Source organism: Allobosea sp. TND4EK4, assembly GCF_900156025.1.
In the GTDB taxonomy this organism is placed as follows: Bacteria; Pseudomonadota; Alphaproteobacteria; order Rhizobiales; family Beijerinckiaceae; genus Allobosea.
Map to the genome: position 1 here is coordinate 156834 of NZ_FTMO01000003.1, position 16636 is coordinate 173469.

Genomic DNA, 16636 nt, shown 5'->3' on the forward strand with positions numbered 1-16636 from the left:
GAGGTCGGCGATGGGAGCGAGCGCGACCCGCCAGCAGATCGTGGATGTCGCCGACAGACTGTTCCGCGAGCGCGGATACGAGGCGACCTCCTTCGCCGACATCGCCAGCGACGTCGGCCTGTCTCGAGGCAATTTCTACTATCATTTCAAGACCAAGGACGCGATTCTCGCTGCCGTGATCGAGCGGCGCCTCGAGGCCACGGCGGTGCTGCTGGCTGTCTGGGAGCAGGAAAGCGGCTCCCCGGCCGAACGCATCCGCAGCTTCGTGAACATTCTCGTCTCGAACCGCACGGCGATCATGGCGCATGGTTGCCCGGTCGGAACGCTCTGCTCCGAGCTTGCCAAGCTGGAGCATGTCGCCAGGGACGATGCGGCGCGCCTGTTTTCCCTGTTTCGCGACTGGCTGGCGCAGCAATTCATCGCGCTCGGCCGCCCGGCCGATGCGGAGGCGCTGGCGCTTCACCTCCTGATGCGCAGCCAGGGCGTCGCGACGCTGGCGACCGCCTTCAGGGATGAAGGCTTCATTCGCCGCGAGGTCGCGGAAATGAACGCGTGGCTCGACGCCCAGTGTCCGAGCGCCTCGTCATCCTGCCGCACCTCGTGACGGAGAGATCATGTTCGTCATTACCCTTCGCTTCCTCGACAAGGCCAAGGCGCCGCCGCTGATGGACGGGCACAATGCCTGGATCAGGCGTGGCTTCGAGGATGGAATCTTCCTTCTCGTCGGCAGTCTCCAGCCGAATGCGGGCGGAGCGATTCTCGCCCATGGCGCCTCCCTCACGGCGATCGAGGCGCGTGTGCAGGACGATCCGTTCGTGGCAGAGGGCGTGGTCCGCGCCGAGATCCTTGAGGTCGTGCCCGGGCGGACCGATGAACGGCTGGCCTTCCTGAAAGCCTGAGGCGCCGCGCGGTTCTGCCCCGGCCATGCTGTGACCACCTCGCCACGCCCCTCGGGAAAAATGGCGGCCGTCCATAGATCGGGTTGACATGTGGCGGCTTTCCGACACTTCTGTGCCGGCTCTGAGGCGCGGGGATATGCGTTTCGGTCGGCGCGCAGCGCCGGGCGCTTAACGATCCCTTAATGGAATTGGCCGAAAACTCGGCGTTGCCGTCCATGCGGCGATGTCGATGCGATCGTTTTTGGCGCGAAAGAGACGGACTGACAGAATGACTCGAGGCGCAGACTTTTCGGCCGCGGATACGCCTTCCGACGTGACGATGCCGATGCTGCAGTCCTCCCGTGCCGTTTCTGCCGCCCGAATGAGCTGCGTCGTCCTCGTCGGCCTTCTCGCGGCGAACTGCGCCGGCAATCAGGTGGCCGGGCGCAAATCCAAGGAAATCGGGGCGTTCCCGCAGTCCAAATACGGCGCGGCCAGCCCGCGCGTCGTCGCCGACGGCGAGCCTGTTCCCAAGGGCGGGGGACGCCTGCTGATCGGCAAGGCCTATTCGGTCGCGGGCAAGCGCTACGTGCCTTACGACAAGCCGGTCGGCTACAGCGCGGTCGGGACCGCCTCCTGGTATGGCGAGGCTTTCCATGGCCGCCGGACCTCGAATGGCGAGGTCTATGACCGCAACAGCATTTCCGCCGCGCACCCGACCATGCCGCTGCCGGCCTATGCGCGGGTTACGAACCTGCTGAACAACCGCTCGATCATCGTGCGCGTCAATGATCGCGGGCCGTTCCACGGCAACCGCCTGATGGACGTGTCGCAGAAGACCGCCGAGGCGCTGGCCTTCCGCCATCTCGGCACCGCCCGCATCAAGATGGAATATCTCGGCCAGGCCTCGCTTGCCGGCTCCGACGACAACCTGCTGCTCGCCTCGCTGCGCACCGACGGGACGCCGGCTGCGATCCCGGGCACGAGCGCGCGCACCATGGTGGCCTCGAACGAGGGCACTTCGCTCAGCCGCACGCCGAGCCCCGATATCGAGACCGCCGAGGCGGAGCTGCCGGCAAGCCAGCAGGCGGCTCAGAGCCAGCCTGTCGTTCAGGCCTATGCGGCGCCGCAGCCGCGCACGGTCCAGCCCTCGGCGCCTGTGATGGCGACGCTCGCCTCCGCGGGCGCAACGCCGGTTTCGCTTTCGGGCATGCCGACGAAGGCCGCGCCGCTGCCGCCGAGCCGTCCGTTCGATCTCGACACCATCGCCAATGCCGGCCGGCCGGTCTCGCTGGCTGTTCCCGCCACGCTGCGCACGACGCTGCCGCCGGTGCGCGGCTCCGTCGCCAGCCTGTTCGCGGCGCCTGAGAAGGGCGCGCTCGACAAGCTGCCGGCGCGGCATCCCTTGAAGAAGGTGTCGGCGCAGCAGCTCGAGACGCTGGCGCGCGATTGACCGCCCGCCGGCTTGACCGGAGCCGCCGGCCCCTGCTTCAGAGCGGGGCATGAGCGCGGCGAGCCGTTCTTGCGTTCAGACTTCTTCGAGCGCGGCTTCCCGCAAGCCGCGCTTTCCGGCGCTTTGGTCGCTGGCTACGCTGTTTCTGCTGGCCGCCCAGCCTGTCCTGGCCCAGGCCTTCCAGTCGCAGGCGCCGATCGCCTTTTTGTACGATTCGCAGAGCGGCGCCGTGCTCTACGAGAAGGCGCCGGACGAGCCGGTCGCGCCGGCCAGCATGGCCAAGATCGCGACGGCGCTGGTCGTCTTTCAGGAGATCGCGGCGGGCCGGCTGACGCTCGACAGCGAAATCGGCATCTCCGAGAATGCCTGGCGCAAGGGCGGTGCGCCCGCGCGCGGCACCACGATGTTCGCCGCGGTACGCAGCCGCATCAAGCTCTCCGACATCCTGCAGGGGTTGATCGTCCAGGCCGGCAACGATGCGGCCATCGCGCTCGCGGAGGCGATCGCCGGCGACGAGCCGACCTTCGCCCGCATCATGAACGAGCGGGTGAGAGCGCTCGGCTTGACGAAGTCGGTCTTCCGCAATGCCACAGGCATGCCCGATCCGGAGCAGAAGGTCACGGCGCGCGAGCTGGCGATGCTCGCCGACCATGTCGTCAAGACCTATCCGGACCTCTACCGGCTCTTCGGCCAGCGCGAATTCACCTGGAACAAGATCCGGCAGGTCAACCGCAACCCGCTGCTGACGATGGATCTCGGCGCCGACGGCCTGCAGACGGGCGACCTCGACGGGGTCGGCTTCGGGCTGACCGGGTCGGCGGTCGAGAACGGCCAGCGGCTGATCGTCGTGGTCCATGGGCTGAAGACGGCGCGCGATCGCGCGACCGAGGCACAGAAGCTGCTGGAATGGGGCTTTCGCGCCTTCGAGCGCCGTCAGCTCTTCACCGATGGCGAGATCGTCGGCGACGCCAGCGTCTATGGCGGAGAGAAGGGGCGGGTTCCGCTCAGGACCAAGGGTGCAGTGGCCCTGCTGATGCCACGGGGCACCTCCGACAAGCTGTCCGCGCGGATCGTCTATCACGGTCCGCTCGCCGTGCCGGTCTCGGAAGGCGATCCGGTGGCGCAACTCGTCATCATGCGCGGCGACGTCAAGACGCTCCAACTGCCGCTCTATGCCGCCGAGACGGTGAAGCCCGGCTCGCTGCAGAGCCGCGCGCTGGACGCCGTCATCGAGCTCTCGACCGGCTGGGTGCGCCAGGCGCTCGCGCGCATCACGCGGAGCTGACGTGGCGGGCCGCTTCATCACGCTGGAAGGCGGGGAGGGCGCCGGCAAATCGACGCTCGCGCGCGCTTTGGCGCACCGCCTCGAAGGCGCAGGCCACCGGGTGGTGGTCACGCGGGAGCCCGGCGGCTCTCCCAAGGCCGAAGCCATCCGCACGGCCATCCTCTCCGGCCGCTTCAAGGAGCAGGGCGCCTTCGCCGAGGCGCTGATGTTCTCGGCCGCGCGCATCGACCATATCGACAGCCTGATCCGGCCGGCGCTCCAGCGGGGCGACTGGGTGATCTGCGACCGCTTCATCGATTCGACGCGGGTCTATCAGGGCGTGCTCGGCGCGGTCGCGGCCGCCACCCTGCAGGAACTGGAGCAGGTCGCCATCGACGGCGTGATGCCGGACCTGACGTTGATCCTCGATCTCGATCCGAGCATCGGTCTGGCACGCGCCGCGAAACGCCGGGCGCCGGACGAAGCCGTCGATCGTTTCGAGGGCGAGACGCTCGGCTTCCACCAGCGCCTGCGCGAAGCCTATCTGGCGATTGCGGTGGCCGAGCCGGCGCGGTGCGCCGTGCTCGATGCCGGCCTGCCGCCCGAGAGACTGGCGGAAGCCGCGTGGAGTGTCGTAAGCGAGCGCCTGACCCACACTCAGGAACGCTGATGCGCGAGACGACCGACGAACCGGACCGCCTGCCGATCGCGCCGCATCCGCGCGAGACGCTGGCGCTCGTCGGGCACGAGGTGCAGGAGCGGGCCTTCCTCGATGCCCTGCGCTCGGGCCGGACGCACCATGCCTGGCTGCTGGGCGGGCCGGAGGGCACCGGCAAGGCGAGCTTCGCCTATCGCGTCGCCCGCTTCATGCTCGCGGCGGGCGACCCCGCCACGCGGGCGCAAACCGCACAGAGCCTCGCCATGCCGGAGAACGATCCGGCGACGCGCCGCGTGATGGCGCGCTCCCACCCGGACCTGCATCTGCTGCGGCGCAGCCTGAAGCCCGACGGCAAGAGCTACACCAGCAACATCCCGGTCGATGCTGCGCGGCGCGTGATCGACCGCTTCGGCTCGAGCGCGGCCGAAGGCGGCTGGCGCATCTGCATCGTCGATTCCGCCGAGGACATGGACCGGCCGGCCGCCAACGCGTTGCTGAAGCTCTTGGAAGAGCCGCCGCCCCGTGCGCTGTTCCTGATCGTCGCCCATGCGCCCGGCCGGCTGCTGCCGACGATCCGCTCGCGCTGCCGGCTGCTGGGCTTCGAGCCGCTGTCGCCGGAGCAGGTGGCGGAGGCCGGCCGCATCGCGCTCCAGCGCATGGAGACGCCGTTCGACGACTCGGCATTGCTGCGCGCGGCGAGCCTTTCGGAAGGCTCCGTGAAGCGGGCGCTCACCTATGTCGATCCGGAGACGCTGGCTCTGGTCGAGGCGGTCCGGGCCCGGCTCGACGCATTGCCGCAGATCGACCTTTCGGCGCTGCTGGCGCTGGCCGAGGATGTCGCCGGCAAGGCGGGCGAGCGCGATTTCGGCGTGATGATCGAGACGGTGCAGGGCTGGCTCTCGGACCATCTGCACGCGCATGCTGCGGCGCAACCGGCGCGCCTTGCACCGCTGGCGGAGGTATGGGAGAAACTGCAGAAGGCGGCCCGCGAGGTCGAGACCTACAATCTCGACCGCCGTCCGCTGGTGATTTCAATGTTTCATGATCTGTCGTCTGCGGTTGCCCGCTCGCGCGCAGCGTGAAGCGTAAGCGCTCGGATCGACGATGGCCACGGCCCCGAAATTCTACCTGACGACCGCGATCCACTACACCAACGGGCCGCCGCATATCGGCCACGCCTACGAGATGGTGGCTGCCGACGCGATCGCCCGCTTCAAGCGGCTGGACGGCTATGACGTCTATGCCCAGACCGGCACCGACGAGCACGGTCAGAAAGTGCAGCGCACGGCCGAGCAGAACGGCCTCTCCCCGAAGGCCTTCGTCGACCAGATCGCCGCGCGCTTCGCCGAGATGGAGAAGGCGCTGGGCTGCTCCTTCGACCGTTTCATCCGCACCACCGATGCCGACCACAAGGTCTCGACGGACGAGCTCTGGCGACGGATGGAGGCCAATGGCGACATCTATCTCGCCAAGTATTCGGGCTGGTATTCGGTCCGCGACGAGGCCTTCTACGGAGAGGAAGAAACGACCCTTCAGCCCGGCGGAACGCGCCTTGGAGGGCAGGGGACCCCGGTCGAGTGGGTGGAGGAGGAGAGCTACTTCTTCCGCCTCGCCAAATACCAGGACGCGCTGCTGAAGCTCTACGAGGACGTGCCAAACTTCGTCTCCCCCGAAACGCGCAGGAACGAGGTCGTCTCCTTCGTGAAGTCCGGCCTCGAGGACCTCTCGATCAGCCGCACCACCTTCGACTGGGGGCTGCCGGTCCCGGGCAACCCGAAGCATGTGATGTATGTCTGGGTCGATGCACTCAACAACTACCTGACCGGAACGGGCTTTCCCGATCCGGAAAGCCCGCGCGCGCATTACTGGCCGGCGGATGTCCACATCATCGGCAAGGACATCGTGCGCTTCCACACGGTCTATTGGCCGGCTTTCCTGATGTCGGCCGGGCTGCCGCTGCCCAAGCGCGTCTTCGGCCACGGCTTCCTGCTCAACAAGGGCACGAAGATGTCGAAGTCGCTCGGCAATGTCGTCGACCCCTTCGCGCTCGCCGAGACCTATGGCGTCGACCCGCTGCGCTATTTCTTCCTGCGTGAGGTCTCCTTCGGGCAGGACGGCAATTACAGCCACGAGGCCATCGTCGGCCGCATCAACGCCGACCTCGCCAATGATCTCGGCAATCTGGCGCAGCGCTCGCTGTCGATGATCGCCAAGAACTGCGAGGGCAGGGTGCCTTCATGCGGCGCCCTCACCCCCGCCGACGAGGCGATGCTCGCCATGGCCGACGGCGCTCTTGCCAAGGCGCGCGAGGCGATGACCGACTTCGCCCTGCATACGCTGCTGGCAGAGATCTGGGCGGTGGTGGCCGAGGCCAATCGCTACTTCGCCGCCAACGAACCCTGGCGCCTGTCCAAGAGCGACCCGGCGCGGCGCGACACCGTGCTCTATGTCACGATCGAGGTGATCCGGCAGGTTGCGATCCTGGTCCAACCGGTGATGCCGGCCTCGGCCGGCAAGCTGCTCGATCTGCTGGCGGTTTCGGCAGAGGGACGCAACTTCGCCGCGCTCGGCGCAGGCCACCGTCTGGTGACCGGCACGGAGCTGCCGGCGCCGAGCGGCGTCTTCCCGCGCTATGTCGAACCCGAGGACGGCAAGGCGGCCTGATGCTGATCGATACGCACTGCCATCTCGACTTCCCGGATTTCGCCGCGGAGCTGCCGGCTTATGTGGCGCGTGCCGAGGCGGCGGGCGTGGAGCGGATGGTGACGATCTCGACGCGGGTCGCGCGCTACGACGCCTACAGGGGCATCGCCGAGCGCTTCCCGTCGGTCTGGTTCTCGGTCGGCACCCATCCGCACCAGGCGCATGAGGAACTCGACGTCACGGCGGAGCGGCTGGTCGAGCTGTCGCGCCATCCGCGCTGCGTCGCGATCGGCGAAGCGGGGCTGGACTACCACTATGATTCCAGCCCGCGCGAGGCGCAGGCGCAAGGGCTGCGGACCCATATAGCCGCTGCGCGGACGACGCAGCTCCCGCTCGTCATCCATGCGCGCGAGGCCGACGAGGACATGGCCGCGATCCTGCGCGAGGAGATGGGGAAGGGCGCCTTCCCCGCCATCCTGCACTGCTTCACCGCCGGCGAGGCGCTGGCGATGACGGGCGTCGAGCTCGGGCTCTACATCTCCTTTTCCGGCATCCTGACCTTCAAGACCTCGGAGAACCTGCGCCGCATCGCCCGGATGGTGCCGCGCGAGCGGCTGCTGGTTGAGACCGACGCTCCCTATCTCGCCCCGGTTCCGTTCAGGGGCAAGCGCAACGAGCCGTCCTATGTGGTTGAAACAGCGAAGGTTCTCGCCGAGACGCTCGGTCTGGATGTCGATGCCGCCGCCCAGCTGACGAGCGAGAACGCACGGCGCTGCTACTGGAAGATGGATCATACGGCGCCCATCGCCCAAGCGGCCGGTCAGGTCGCCTGACCCGCGGATGAGCCTCACCGTCACCATCCTCGGCTGCGGCTCATCCGGTGGCGTTCCGCGTCCGGGCTCCGGATGGGGCGCCTGCGATCCCGGCGAGCCGAAGAACCGGCGCCGACGTTGCTCGATCCTGGCCGAGCGTCATGGCGATGGTGGCACGACTCGCGTGCTGGTCGATACCGGGCCGGATCTGCGCGAGCAGCTCATCGCGGCCGGGGTGCCGGCGCTGGACGGCGTGCTGATGACGCACGACCATGCCGACCACACCCATGGCATCGACGATTTGCGCGCGCTGGTGCTCCATATGGGCCGGCGCATTCGCGTCCATGCAGACCAGCGCACGCAGGATTCGCTACGGTCGCGCTTCGGCTATCTCTTCGAGACGCCGCCCGGCAGCTATTATCCGCCGATCCTCGACCTCGACGCGATCCATGCCGGCCGCAGCCAGACGATCGAAGGCGCGGGCGGGCCGATCGAGGCTCTGCCGTTTCGCGTCGAGCACGGCCCGAACTACGAGGCCTTGGGCTTCCGCTTCGGCGATCTGGCCTATCTGCCGGATGTCAGCCTGATCCCGCCGGCGGCGCTCGACGTTCTGGCGGATCTCAACGTCCTGATCCTCGACTGCCTGCGCGAGAAGCCGCATGTCAGCCACTTCCATCTCGCGCAGTCGCTGGACACGATCGCCGCGCTGAAGCCGAAGCGCGCGATCCTGACCAACCTCCATGTCGATCTCGATTATGCGAGCCTTTCGAGCCGCTTGCCGAAGGATGTCGACATGGCGTTCGACGGGATGAGGATCGCGGCGGCAGGCTGAGACGGCGCCATCAGGCCGTTCTCCGTAGCAGTATAAGTTCCATAATATGTCTTATGCGAATCGAGGATGGCTGGGAACGGCGCTGACGTCCCCGAGCCAGGCAGCGATGGGCCTTCCCTGTTCGATCGCTGCAGCAACGGCAAGTGTCGCTCGCCGCATCCGGTCCTTGCAGGGAAACTCCCCTGTGGCGGGCCTGGCCACCCCGAGGCGGACCTGGATCAAGACGCGGCGGTCCAAGGCCGTGCTCGCTCGCAACGCTCAGCCCGCGCCGGGCAGCGTCGCCGATTGCGCCGACGAGAAGAAGAAGATCGCCAGGGCAAACAGGAAGAAGAAGCTGACGTAGCGGATTTGCATGGAGCCCCCCACAGGCTGCTTGGCTGCGGGCATGCTGCTACACCTCGGTCCTTCAAACCTGCTTCAATCCCTTCGCTAAAATTGCGCGGAACGGCCCTTTTTCCCGTGGCCGTTCCGCCCGTTGAATCAGGCGGCCTTCTTCCGCTCGGCGATGCGCACAAGATCAGTCAGCAGCCGCCTGGTGCCCTTGAGCCTCTGCTCGGCGGTCTCGAAATCGTCGATGAAGACGAGCCGCATGTCGGGGCGGACCTTCGCCAGCGTGCCGATCTTCGCGACATAGGAGACCAGCCCCTCGGGATTGGCGAACTCGTTGCCGCGGAACGCGACGATGATGCCCTTCGGCCCGGCCTCGACCTTCTCGACATTGGCGCGCTTGCACAAAGCCTTGATCGCGACGATCTCGAGCAGCTGGTTCACCTCCTCCGGCAGCGGACCGAAGCGGTCGACCAGCTCGGCTCCGAAGGATTGCAGCTCGTCGTCGTCGTCCATGGTCGAAAGGCGCTTGTACAGCGAGAGGCGCAGGGAAAGATCGCCGATATAGCCTTCCGGGATCGTGACGGGCGCGCCGATCTGGATCGCCGGCGACCACTGGGTCTCGGTTTCGAACTCGATGCCGGCCTTGAGCGCCGCGACCGCCTCCTCCAGCATCTGCTGATAGAGCTCGTAGCCGACCTCCTTGATATGGCCGGACTGTTCGTCGCCGAGCAGATTTCCGGCGCCCCGGATATCCAGGTCGTGGCTGGCGAGCTGGAAGCCGGCGCCGAGCGTATCGAGCGACTGCAGCACCTTGAGGCGCTTCTCGGCGTGGTCGGTCAGCTTGCGGCTGGCCGGCACGGTGAAGAGCGCATAGGCGCGCGTCTTCGAGCGGCCGACACGTCCGCGCAGCTGGTAGAGCTGGGCGAGGCCGAACATGTCGGCGCGGTGGATGACCAGCGTGTTGGCGTTCGGGATGTCGAGGCCGGATTCGACGATCGTGGTCGAGAGCAGGATGTCGTACTGCCCGTCATAGAAGGCGGTCATCACGTCTTCGAGCGTGCCCGCCGCCATCTGGCCATGGGCGATGCCGACCTTGCACTCCGGCACCTGCTTGTCGAGGAAGTCCTTGACCTCGGCGATGTCCTCGATCCGGGGCACGACATAGAAGGACCGCCCTCCCCGATAGCGTTCGCGCAGCAGCGCCTCGCGCACGATCAGCGGGTCGAAGGGGGTGACGAAGGTGCGTGTCGCCAGTCGGTCGACCGGCGGCGTCGCGATGATCGAGAGCTCGCGCACGCCGGTCATGGCGAGCTGGAGCGTGCGCGGGATCGGCGTTGCCGTCAGCGTGAGCATGTGCACCTCGGCGCGCAGCTCCTTCAGCTTCTCCTTGTGGGCGACGCCGAAATGCTGCTCCTCGTCGACGATGACGAGGCCGAGGTCCTTGAACTCGACGCCCTTGCCGAGCAGCGCATGGGTGCCGACGACGATGTCGAGCGTGCCGTCCTTGGCGCCCTGCTTCACCGCCTTCAGATCGGCGCTGCCGACGAAGCGCGAGGCCTGGCCGACATGGACCGGCAACCCGGAAAAGCGCTCGGCGAAGTTGCGGTAGTGCTGGCGCGCGAGCAGCGTCGTCGGGACCACGACCGCGACCTGCTTGCCGTTGAGCGCGCAGGCGAAGGCGGCACGCAGCGCCACCTCCGTCTTGCCGAAGCCAACATCGCCGCAGACGAGGCGGTCCATCGGCCGCCCGGCCGCCATGTCGTCGAGCACCGCGTCGATCGTGTTCTGCTGGTCCTCCGTCTCCTCATAGGGGAAGCGGGCGCAGAACTCGTCATAGATGCCGTGCGGCGGGATCAGCCGTGGCGCCTCCTTGAGCATGCGCGCGGCGGCGATCTGGATCAGCTTGCCCGCCATCTCCCGGATGCGCTGCTTCAGCTTGGCCTTGCGCGCCTGCCAGCCCCCTCCTCCCAGCCTGTCGAGCTGGACCTCGGTGTCCTCCGAGCCATAGCGGGAGAGAAGCTCGATGTTCTCGACCGGCAGGAACAGCTTGGAATCGCCGGCGTAGTGGATCTCAAGGCAGTCATGCGGCGCGCCCACCGCGGTGATCGACTTCAGGCCGATGAAGCGGCCGATGCCGTGATCGACATGGACAACGATGTCGTTGGGCGAGAGCGAGGAGAGCTCGGCGATGAAATCCTGCGGGCGCTTGCTCTTGCGCCGCGGGCGAACCAGCCGGTCGCCCAGGATGTCCTGCTCGCCGATGACGGCGAGTTTTCCGGCCTCGAAGCCGCTTTCGAACCCCCAGACCGCGAGGCCGATCGTGCCGGGCTTGAGGTCGAAGGCCGCCCTGAGCGAGCCCACCTTCTGCACGGACTTGAGCCCATGGTCCTCGAGCACATGGGCGAGCCGCTCGCGGGAGCCGTCCGACCAGGCGGCGAGGATGACTCGCCGTCCGTCCTTCTCCAGCGCCCGGACATGGCCGACCGCCGCCTCGAACACGCTGCCGGATTCGCCCGCGCGCTCGGCGGCGAAGCTGCGGCCATGCCTGCCGCCGAGATCGAGGATCAGCTTGCCTTCGCTGTCAGGAAGCTGGAACGGGGTGAGGCTCGCCACACCGGCGGCGTCGACGATGCCGCGCCAGTCGGCCGGCGACAGATAAAGCGCATCGGGCGGCAGCGGCTTGTAGGGAATGCCCCCCGCCCCGCCCTGCTCCAGGGCCGCCTTGCGGGCGTCGTAATAGTCCTTGATCAGGCTGATGCGCTCGCCGACCGCATCCTCGGCCTGATGGTCGAGGATGAGCGGGACATCGGGCAGATAGGTGAAGAGCGTGTCGAGCCTGTCGGCCAGCAGCGGCAGCCAGTGCTCCAGACCGGCCGGGCGGCGGCCCTCGCTGACCGCCTCATAGAGCGTATCGTCGCGGCCGGGCGTGCCGAAGGTCGAGATATAGGACTGGCGGAAGCGGCGGATGCTCTCGCTGGTCATCTGCGCTTCGGACATCGGCACGAGGTCGAGCCCGCGCAATTGCCCGGTGGTCCGCTGCGTCTCCGGATCGAAGGTGCGGATCGATTCCAACGTATCGCCGAAGAAATCGAGCCGGATCGGCGCCGGCATGCCGGGCGGAAAGAGATCGACAATACCGCCGCGCACGGCGAATTCGCCGGTCTCGCGAACGGTGGAGGTCCGCAGATAACCGTTGATGTCGAGCCAGCGGGCCAGCTCCTCGGTATCGACCATGTTGCCCGGCGCGGCAGAGAAGCTCTCCGACGCGATTTTCCCAAAAGCGGGGACGCGCTGGAGCGCGGCGTTGACGGTCGTCAGCAGCAGGCGCGGCCGCTCGCCCGACTTGGTCTTGGCGAGGCGTGACAGCGTCGTCATGCGATGGGCGACGACCGCCGGCGCCGGCGAGACGCGGTCATAGGGCTGGCAGTCCCAGGCCGGGAAGCTCATCACCTCGAGATCAGGCGCGACGAATTGCAGCGCGTTCTCGAGCACCTGCAGCCGCTGGCCGTCGCGGGCGACGAAGACGAGCAGGGCCGCCCCTTCCGCCTTCTTGGCGCGGGCGCGGGTCAGGTCGGCCAGCACCACCGCATCGAAACCGTCCGGCACGCCGGCAAGCGTCGGCTTGTCGCCGCGGTTCAGCGCGTCGAGCAGCCGGTCGATGAGCGGCTTGGGCGTCTGGGAGGGAGGCGGGATGCTCATGTCGTCGTCTTCTCGAATATGTGAGGTCATCCCGGACAAGCCGCGAAGCGGCGCAGATCCGGGATCGATGCCTGACGCTCGATCGGCTGCGCTCCGGAATGGATCCCGGGTCTACGCTTCGCTACGCCCGGGATGACAGCGCGCGCTCTTCAACAGTGCTCACACATGAATCGGCTTGTCGTGCCGGTGGAAAGCCTTGAGCCTGCGGAACAGTTCCGTGTCGTAATTCGCGGGCACGGGAGCCTCTCCGGTCACCCAGCTCAGCAAGTCCCGATCCAGGACCTCGATCAGCCGCTCGAACTCGTCGAGTTCCATGTCGGTGAAGCCGGCAATGGCGTCGTCGGCGAAGCGGCCCATGATCAGGTCCATCTCGCGCATGCCGCGATGCCAGGCGCGGAACAGCACCTTGCGGCGGCGGGGATCGAGATCGGCGCTGGAGCGGGTCGAGCCGGACATGCAGAACCTCGGGGCAGGAAAACCATGGGGGGACGGTTCAATGGCAGCAGGGCCGGCCCCGTCGCGGAACCCGCCTCTGCCGGCTATATAGCGATGCAACCTCGCGGAGTCAGCGGCCAACGGCCGGCGACCTTCGCGCTCCTGACAGCAGCGAGTCGCCTTGCGCCCCTCGATCCTCGATCCTCTCTTCGCCCCGGCCACGACGCTCGCCGGTGTCGGGCCCAAGCTCGGCAAGGTGCTCGACCGGTTCCTCGGCAGCGAGGCGCAGGGCGCGCGCGCCATCGATCTGATCTTCCATCTGCCGACCGGCGCGATCGACCGCCGGCCAAGCCCCTCGATCGCGGAAGCCCCGATCGGCGACATCGCGACCTTCACCGCCCGGGTCACCGAGCACCGCCCTGCCCCGGCCGGCAAGAAGGCGCCCTACCGCATCCTCGTGGAGGACGAGAGCGGCGACGTGACGCTCGTCTTCTTCCATGCCGATTCCCGCCATCTCGGTTTGAGCCTCCCGGTCGGCGCCGTCCGCCTCTTCTCCGGCAAGCTCGAATTGTGGGACGGGATGCGGCAGATGGTGCATCCCGAGCGCATCCTCGATCCCAAGCTCGCCGGCACGCTGCCCGCCTTCGAGCCGGTCTATCCCCTGACGGAGGGAATCGGCCCCAGGGTGATGGCGCGCATCGTCCAGGCCGCCGCCGAGCGATGCCCCGAGATGCCGGAGTGGCAGGATCCGGCCTTCCTCGCGAAGAACGACTTTCCAGCTTTCAGGCAGGCGATCGAGGCGCTGCACCACCCGGCCGACCGCAAGGCGGCCGAGGGCGACACCGTCGCGCGCCGCCGTGTCGGCTACGACGAATTGCTGGCGAGCCAGATCGCGCTCGCGCTCGTGCGCCGCCAGCAGAAGAAGGTCGCGGGCCGCGCGACGAGCGGGGACGGCGGCGTGCGCTACCGCATCCAATCCGCCCTGCCCTTCGAATTGACCGAGGGCCAGCGCAAGGCCATCGCCGACATCCACGCCGACATGGCGAAGCCGGAGCGCATGCTGCGCCTGCTCCAGGGCGATGTCGGCTCCGGCAAGACGGTGGTCGCGCTGATGGCGATGGCGGCCGCGGCCGAAGCCGGCCGGCAATCCGTGCTGATGGCGCCGACGGAAATCCTTGCTCGCCAGCATGCAGAGCGTCTGGCCCCCCTTGCCCAGCAAGCCGGCCTCAAGCTCGCTTTGCTGACCGGCCGCGAGAAGGGCGCCGGGCGCCGGCAGGTGCTGGAGGGCCTCGCCGACGGCTCGATCGACATCGCGGTCGGCACCCATGCGCTGTTCCAGGAGGGCGTCGCCTTCCGTGACCTCGCGCTCGCCGTCGTCGACGAGCAGCACCGCTTCGGCGTGCATCAGCGCCTTCTGCTCGGCTCCAAGGGCGAGGCCGTCGACGTGCTGGTGATGACGGCGACGCCGATCCCGCGCACACTCTCGCTGACCTGGTTCGGCGACATGGACATCTCGATCCTCTCCGAGAAGCCGGCCGGGCGGAAGCCGATCGTCACCCGCGCCGTCTCCTCCGAGCGCTACGACGAGGTCGTCGGCGCGATCGGCCGCGCGATCGAGGGCGGGGCGCAGGCCTACTGGGTCTGCCCGTTGGTGCAGGAATCCGACACGCTCGACGTCGCTGCGGCGCAGGAGCGCTATGAGGCCCTGCGCGAGATCTTCGGCGACAAGGTCGGCCTGTTGCACGGGCAGATGCCCGGGCGCGACAAGGACGCCGCCATGGCCGCCTTCGTCGCGGGTCAGACGCGCATTCTCGTCTCGACCACGGTGATCGAGGTCGGTGTCGACGTGCCCAATGCCAGCGTCATGGTGATCGAGCATGCGGAGCGCTTCGGCCTCGCCCAACTCCATCAGCTGCGGGGGCGTATCGGTCGTGGCCAGGCCGCCTCGACCTGCCTGCTGCTCTACAAGGGTCCGCTGGGGCCGGTGGCCGAGGCGCGCCTCACCATCATGCGCGAGACCGAGGACGGCTTCCGCATCGCCGAGGAGGATCTGCGCCTGCGCGGCGAAGGCGAGGTGCTCGGCACCAAGCAATCCGGCTCTCCGGACTGGCGCATCGCCCGTCCGGAAATCGACGGCGACCTGCTGGTCGCCGCGCGCGACGATGCGCGTCTGATGATCGAGCGCGATCCGCATCTGGAGACCCCGCGCGGTCAGGCCGTGCGCGCGCTGCTCTATCTCTTCGAGCGGGATGTCGCGATCAGGCTGCTGCGGGCAGGGTAAAGCTCAATTGAGCTTGACGGCCGCCGGCGCCAGCTTGGCCGCCCCCTCGCCGGGCTGGATCAGCCCGGCGGACATGATCAGCTTGGCGCCCTCCTCGATCGAAATCGAGAGTTCGATGACCTCGCGCCTGGGCAGGTAAAAGAAGAAGCCCGTCGTGGGGTTCGGCGTGCAGGGCAGAAAGACGCCGATCTGCTCGTCGCCCGGCGCTGGCCCGTCTCCGTTCTGGCCGCCCGGCAGGCGCGCTGCGATGTCGGGTGCCGCCTCCTGCGCGATGAAGACGACAGACCACATGCCCGGCTGGGGAAACTGCACCATGCCGACCTTCCGGAACGAGGTGCCCGACTGGGAGAAGATCGTTTCGAAGACCTGCTTCACCCCCTTGTAGATGCCGCGCACGAACGGCATGCGGTCGAGCATCGCCTCGCCGGCGCGGATCAGCGAACGGCCGACGAGATTGGCGGTGAGAAAGCCGAGCAGCGTCAGCGCGACAAGCGCGATGACGAGGCCGATTCCGGGAACGGGATAAGGCAGATAGGCGTCGGGCAGATAGGCGCTCGGGATCAGAGGCTTGACCAGCCCGTCGATGAGGGTGACGAACCACCATGTCACCCAGGCGGTGATGGCCAGGGGCGCGGCGATCACCAGCCCGGTCAGGAAATAGCGCCGCAGCCGCGCGCCGAAGGTGGGGCCCGCGGGCTCGGACGGGAGCATGAGACGTGGATCGAATGGTGGTGCTGTCATCGCCTCATGCCGCCGGTTCCTCCAGCGCGACGGTCGCGGCTGGCCGAGAATCGCGCCTGGAGTCGCGCCGGGCCAGAATAGGCGAGCCGGCGCCTGCTGCCATCCCCCGCAAGCCAAGCCCAGCAAGGATGATGCCGTGACGGAGCGCCGGCGCTGGACGAAGCCCCTCTATTTCGCCGCGGGATGGGCCTTCACGGGCCTGGGTGTCATCGGACTGGTGCTGCCGCTGATGCCGGGCACGGTCTTCCTGATCCTGGCGGCCTTCTGCTTCTCACGCTCGTCGCCGCGCTTCGAAGCCTGGCTGATCGGCCATCCTCGGCTCGGTCCCCATGTGCGGCGCTGGCGGGAAAGGGGTACGATCTCACGCCGCGTGAAGATCATCGCCTGCAGCTCGATGGCGGCGAGCTTCGTCCTGGTGACGCTGACGAGTGCGCCACCGATCGCGCTGGTCGCGACGGCGCTCTGCCTGCTGGCCTCCGGGGCTTATGTGGCGAGCCGGCCGGAGGGATGATGCCTGCACTCCGTCATTGCGAGCCCAGCGAAGCAATCCACGGGGCGTCGAGCCCTGCCGCTCTGGATTGCCTCGTCGCTTCGCTCCTCGCAATGACGC

15 protein-coding genes are annotated in these 16636 nt (G+C 67.9%); 11 read left to right on the plus strand and 4 right to left on the minus strand.

From position 1 onward, the window contains the following. Positions 1 to 10 precede the first annotated feature (10 nt). From BW981_RS08255 to BW981_RS08295, 9 genes are all read left to right on the plus strand, one after another. Positions 11 to 604, plus strand: coding sequence for a TetR/AcrR family transcriptional regulator (locus tag BW981_RS08255; RefSeq protein WP_076438037.1), 594 nt, complete (start codon positions 11 to 13; stop codon positions 602 to 604). A 10-nt stretch (positions 605 to 614) separates the two neighbouring features. Next, positions 615 to 899: a YciI family protein gene (locus BW981_RS08260; protein WP_076438039.1), complete on the plus strand. Its 285-nt coding sequence runs from the start codon at positions 615 to 617 to the stop codon at positions 897 to 899. A gap of 268 nt (positions 900 to 1167) precedes the next feature. Next, complete coding sequence (locus tag BW981_RS08265; RefSeq protein ID WP_244560269.1) at positions 1168 to 2331, plus strand: septal ring lytic transglycosylase RlpA family protein; 1164 nt, start codon at positions 1168 to 1170, stop codon at positions 2329 to 2331. Positions 2332 to 2380: 49 nt separating this feature from the next. Further along, the gene (locus BW981_RS08270; protein ID WP_083712235.1) at positions 2381 to 3616 is read left to right on the plus strand and encodes a D-alanyl-D-alanine carboxypeptidase family protein; all 1236 of its coding nucleotides are present in this window, start codon (positions 2381 to 2383) and stop codon (positions 3614 to 3616) included. A gap of 1 nt (position 3617) precedes the next feature. Then, on the plus strand, positions 3618 to 4265 hold the full coding sequence (gene tmk / locus BW981_RS08275) for a dTMP kinase (RefSeq protein WP_076438042.1): 648 nt from the start codon (positions 3618 to 3620) through the stop codon (positions 4263 to 4265). Further along, entirely contained in the window at positions 4265 to 5335 is a 1071-nt protein-coding gene (locus tag BW981_RS08280) for a DNA polymerase III subunit delta' (protein WP_076438043.1), read from the plus strand. The genes tmk and BW981_RS08280 overlap by 1 nt, the downstream gene beginning before the upstream one ends. 22 nt (positions 5336 to 5357) lie before the next feature. Further along, the gene (metG, locus tag BW981_RS08285) at positions 5358 to 6917 is read left to right on the plus strand and encodes a methionine--tRNA ligase (protein WP_076438045.1); all 1560 of its coding nucleotides are present in this window, start codon (positions 5358 to 5360) and stop codon (positions 6915 to 6917) included. Beyond that, positions 6917 to 7729 carry a TatD family hydrolase gene (locus BW981_RS08290; RefSeq protein WP_076438046.1) on the plus strand — a complete coding sequence of 271 codons (813 nt, stop codon included), beginning with the start codon at positions 6917 to 6919 and terminating at the stop codon, positions 7727 to 7729. The genes metG and BW981_RS08290 overlap by 1 nt, the downstream gene beginning before the upstream one ends. Positions 7730 to 7736: 7 nt before the next feature. After that, positions 7737 to 8540, plus strand: coding sequence for an MBL fold metallo-hydrolase (locus BW981_RS08295; RefSeq protein ID WP_076438048.1), 804 nt, complete (start codon positions 7737 to 7739; stop codon positions 8538 to 8540). A 258-nt stretch (positions 8541 to 8798) separates the two neighbouring features. Here the strand turns inward: BW981_RS08295 and BW981_RS23610 are convergent, their stop codons facing one another. From BW981_RS23610 to BW981_RS08305, 3 genes are all read right to left on the minus strand, one after another. Then, positions 8799 to 8927 (minus strand): hypothetical protein, encoded by a 129-nt coding sequence (locus BW981_RS23610; RefSeq protein ID WP_280174190.1) that lies wholly within the window; start codon positions 8925 to 8927, stop codon positions 8799 to 8801. 93 nt (positions 8928 to 9020) lie between these two features. After that, a complete protein-coding gene (mfd, locus tag BW981_RS08300) occupies positions 9021 to 12569 on the minus strand; it encodes a transcription-repair coupling factor (protein WP_076438049.1) in 3549 nt (1182 codons plus the stop codon). Between the two features lie 159 nt (positions 12570 to 12728). Further along, positions 12729 to 13025 carry an FAD assembly factor SdhE gene (locus BW981_RS08305; protein ID WP_076438051.1) on the minus strand — a complete coding sequence of 99 codons (297 nt, stop codon included), beginning with the start codon at positions 13023 to 13025 and terminating at the stop codon, positions 12729 to 12731. A gap of 160 nt (positions 13026 to 13185) precedes the next feature. Here BW981_RS08305 and recG point away from each other — a divergent pair, with 160 nt between their 5' ends. Then, positions 13186 to 15285 (plus strand): ATP-dependent DNA helicase RecG, encoded by a 2100-nt coding sequence (gene recG / locus BW981_RS08310; RefSeq protein ID WP_076438053.1) that lies wholly within the window; start codon positions 13186 to 13188, stop codon positions 15283 to 15285. A gap of 3 nt (positions 15286 to 15288) precedes the next feature. On the opposite strand, the gene BW981_RS08315 is transcribed toward recG, so the two are convergent. Further along, entirely contained in the window at positions 15289 to 15996 is a 708-nt protein-coding gene (locus BW981_RS08315; RefSeq protein WP_076438054.1) for a DUF502 domain-containing protein, read from the minus strand. 166 nt (positions 15997 to 16162) lie between these two features. On the opposite strand from BW981_RS08315, the gene BW981_RS08320 reads away from it, so the two are divergent. Continuing rightward, the gene (locus tag BW981_RS08320) at positions 16163 to 16537 is read left to right on the plus strand and encodes a YbaN family protein (protein WP_076438056.1); all 375 of its coding nucleotides are present in this window, start codon (positions 16163 to 16165) and stop codon (positions 16535 to 16537) included. Positions 16538 to 16636 lie beyond the last annotated feature (99 nt).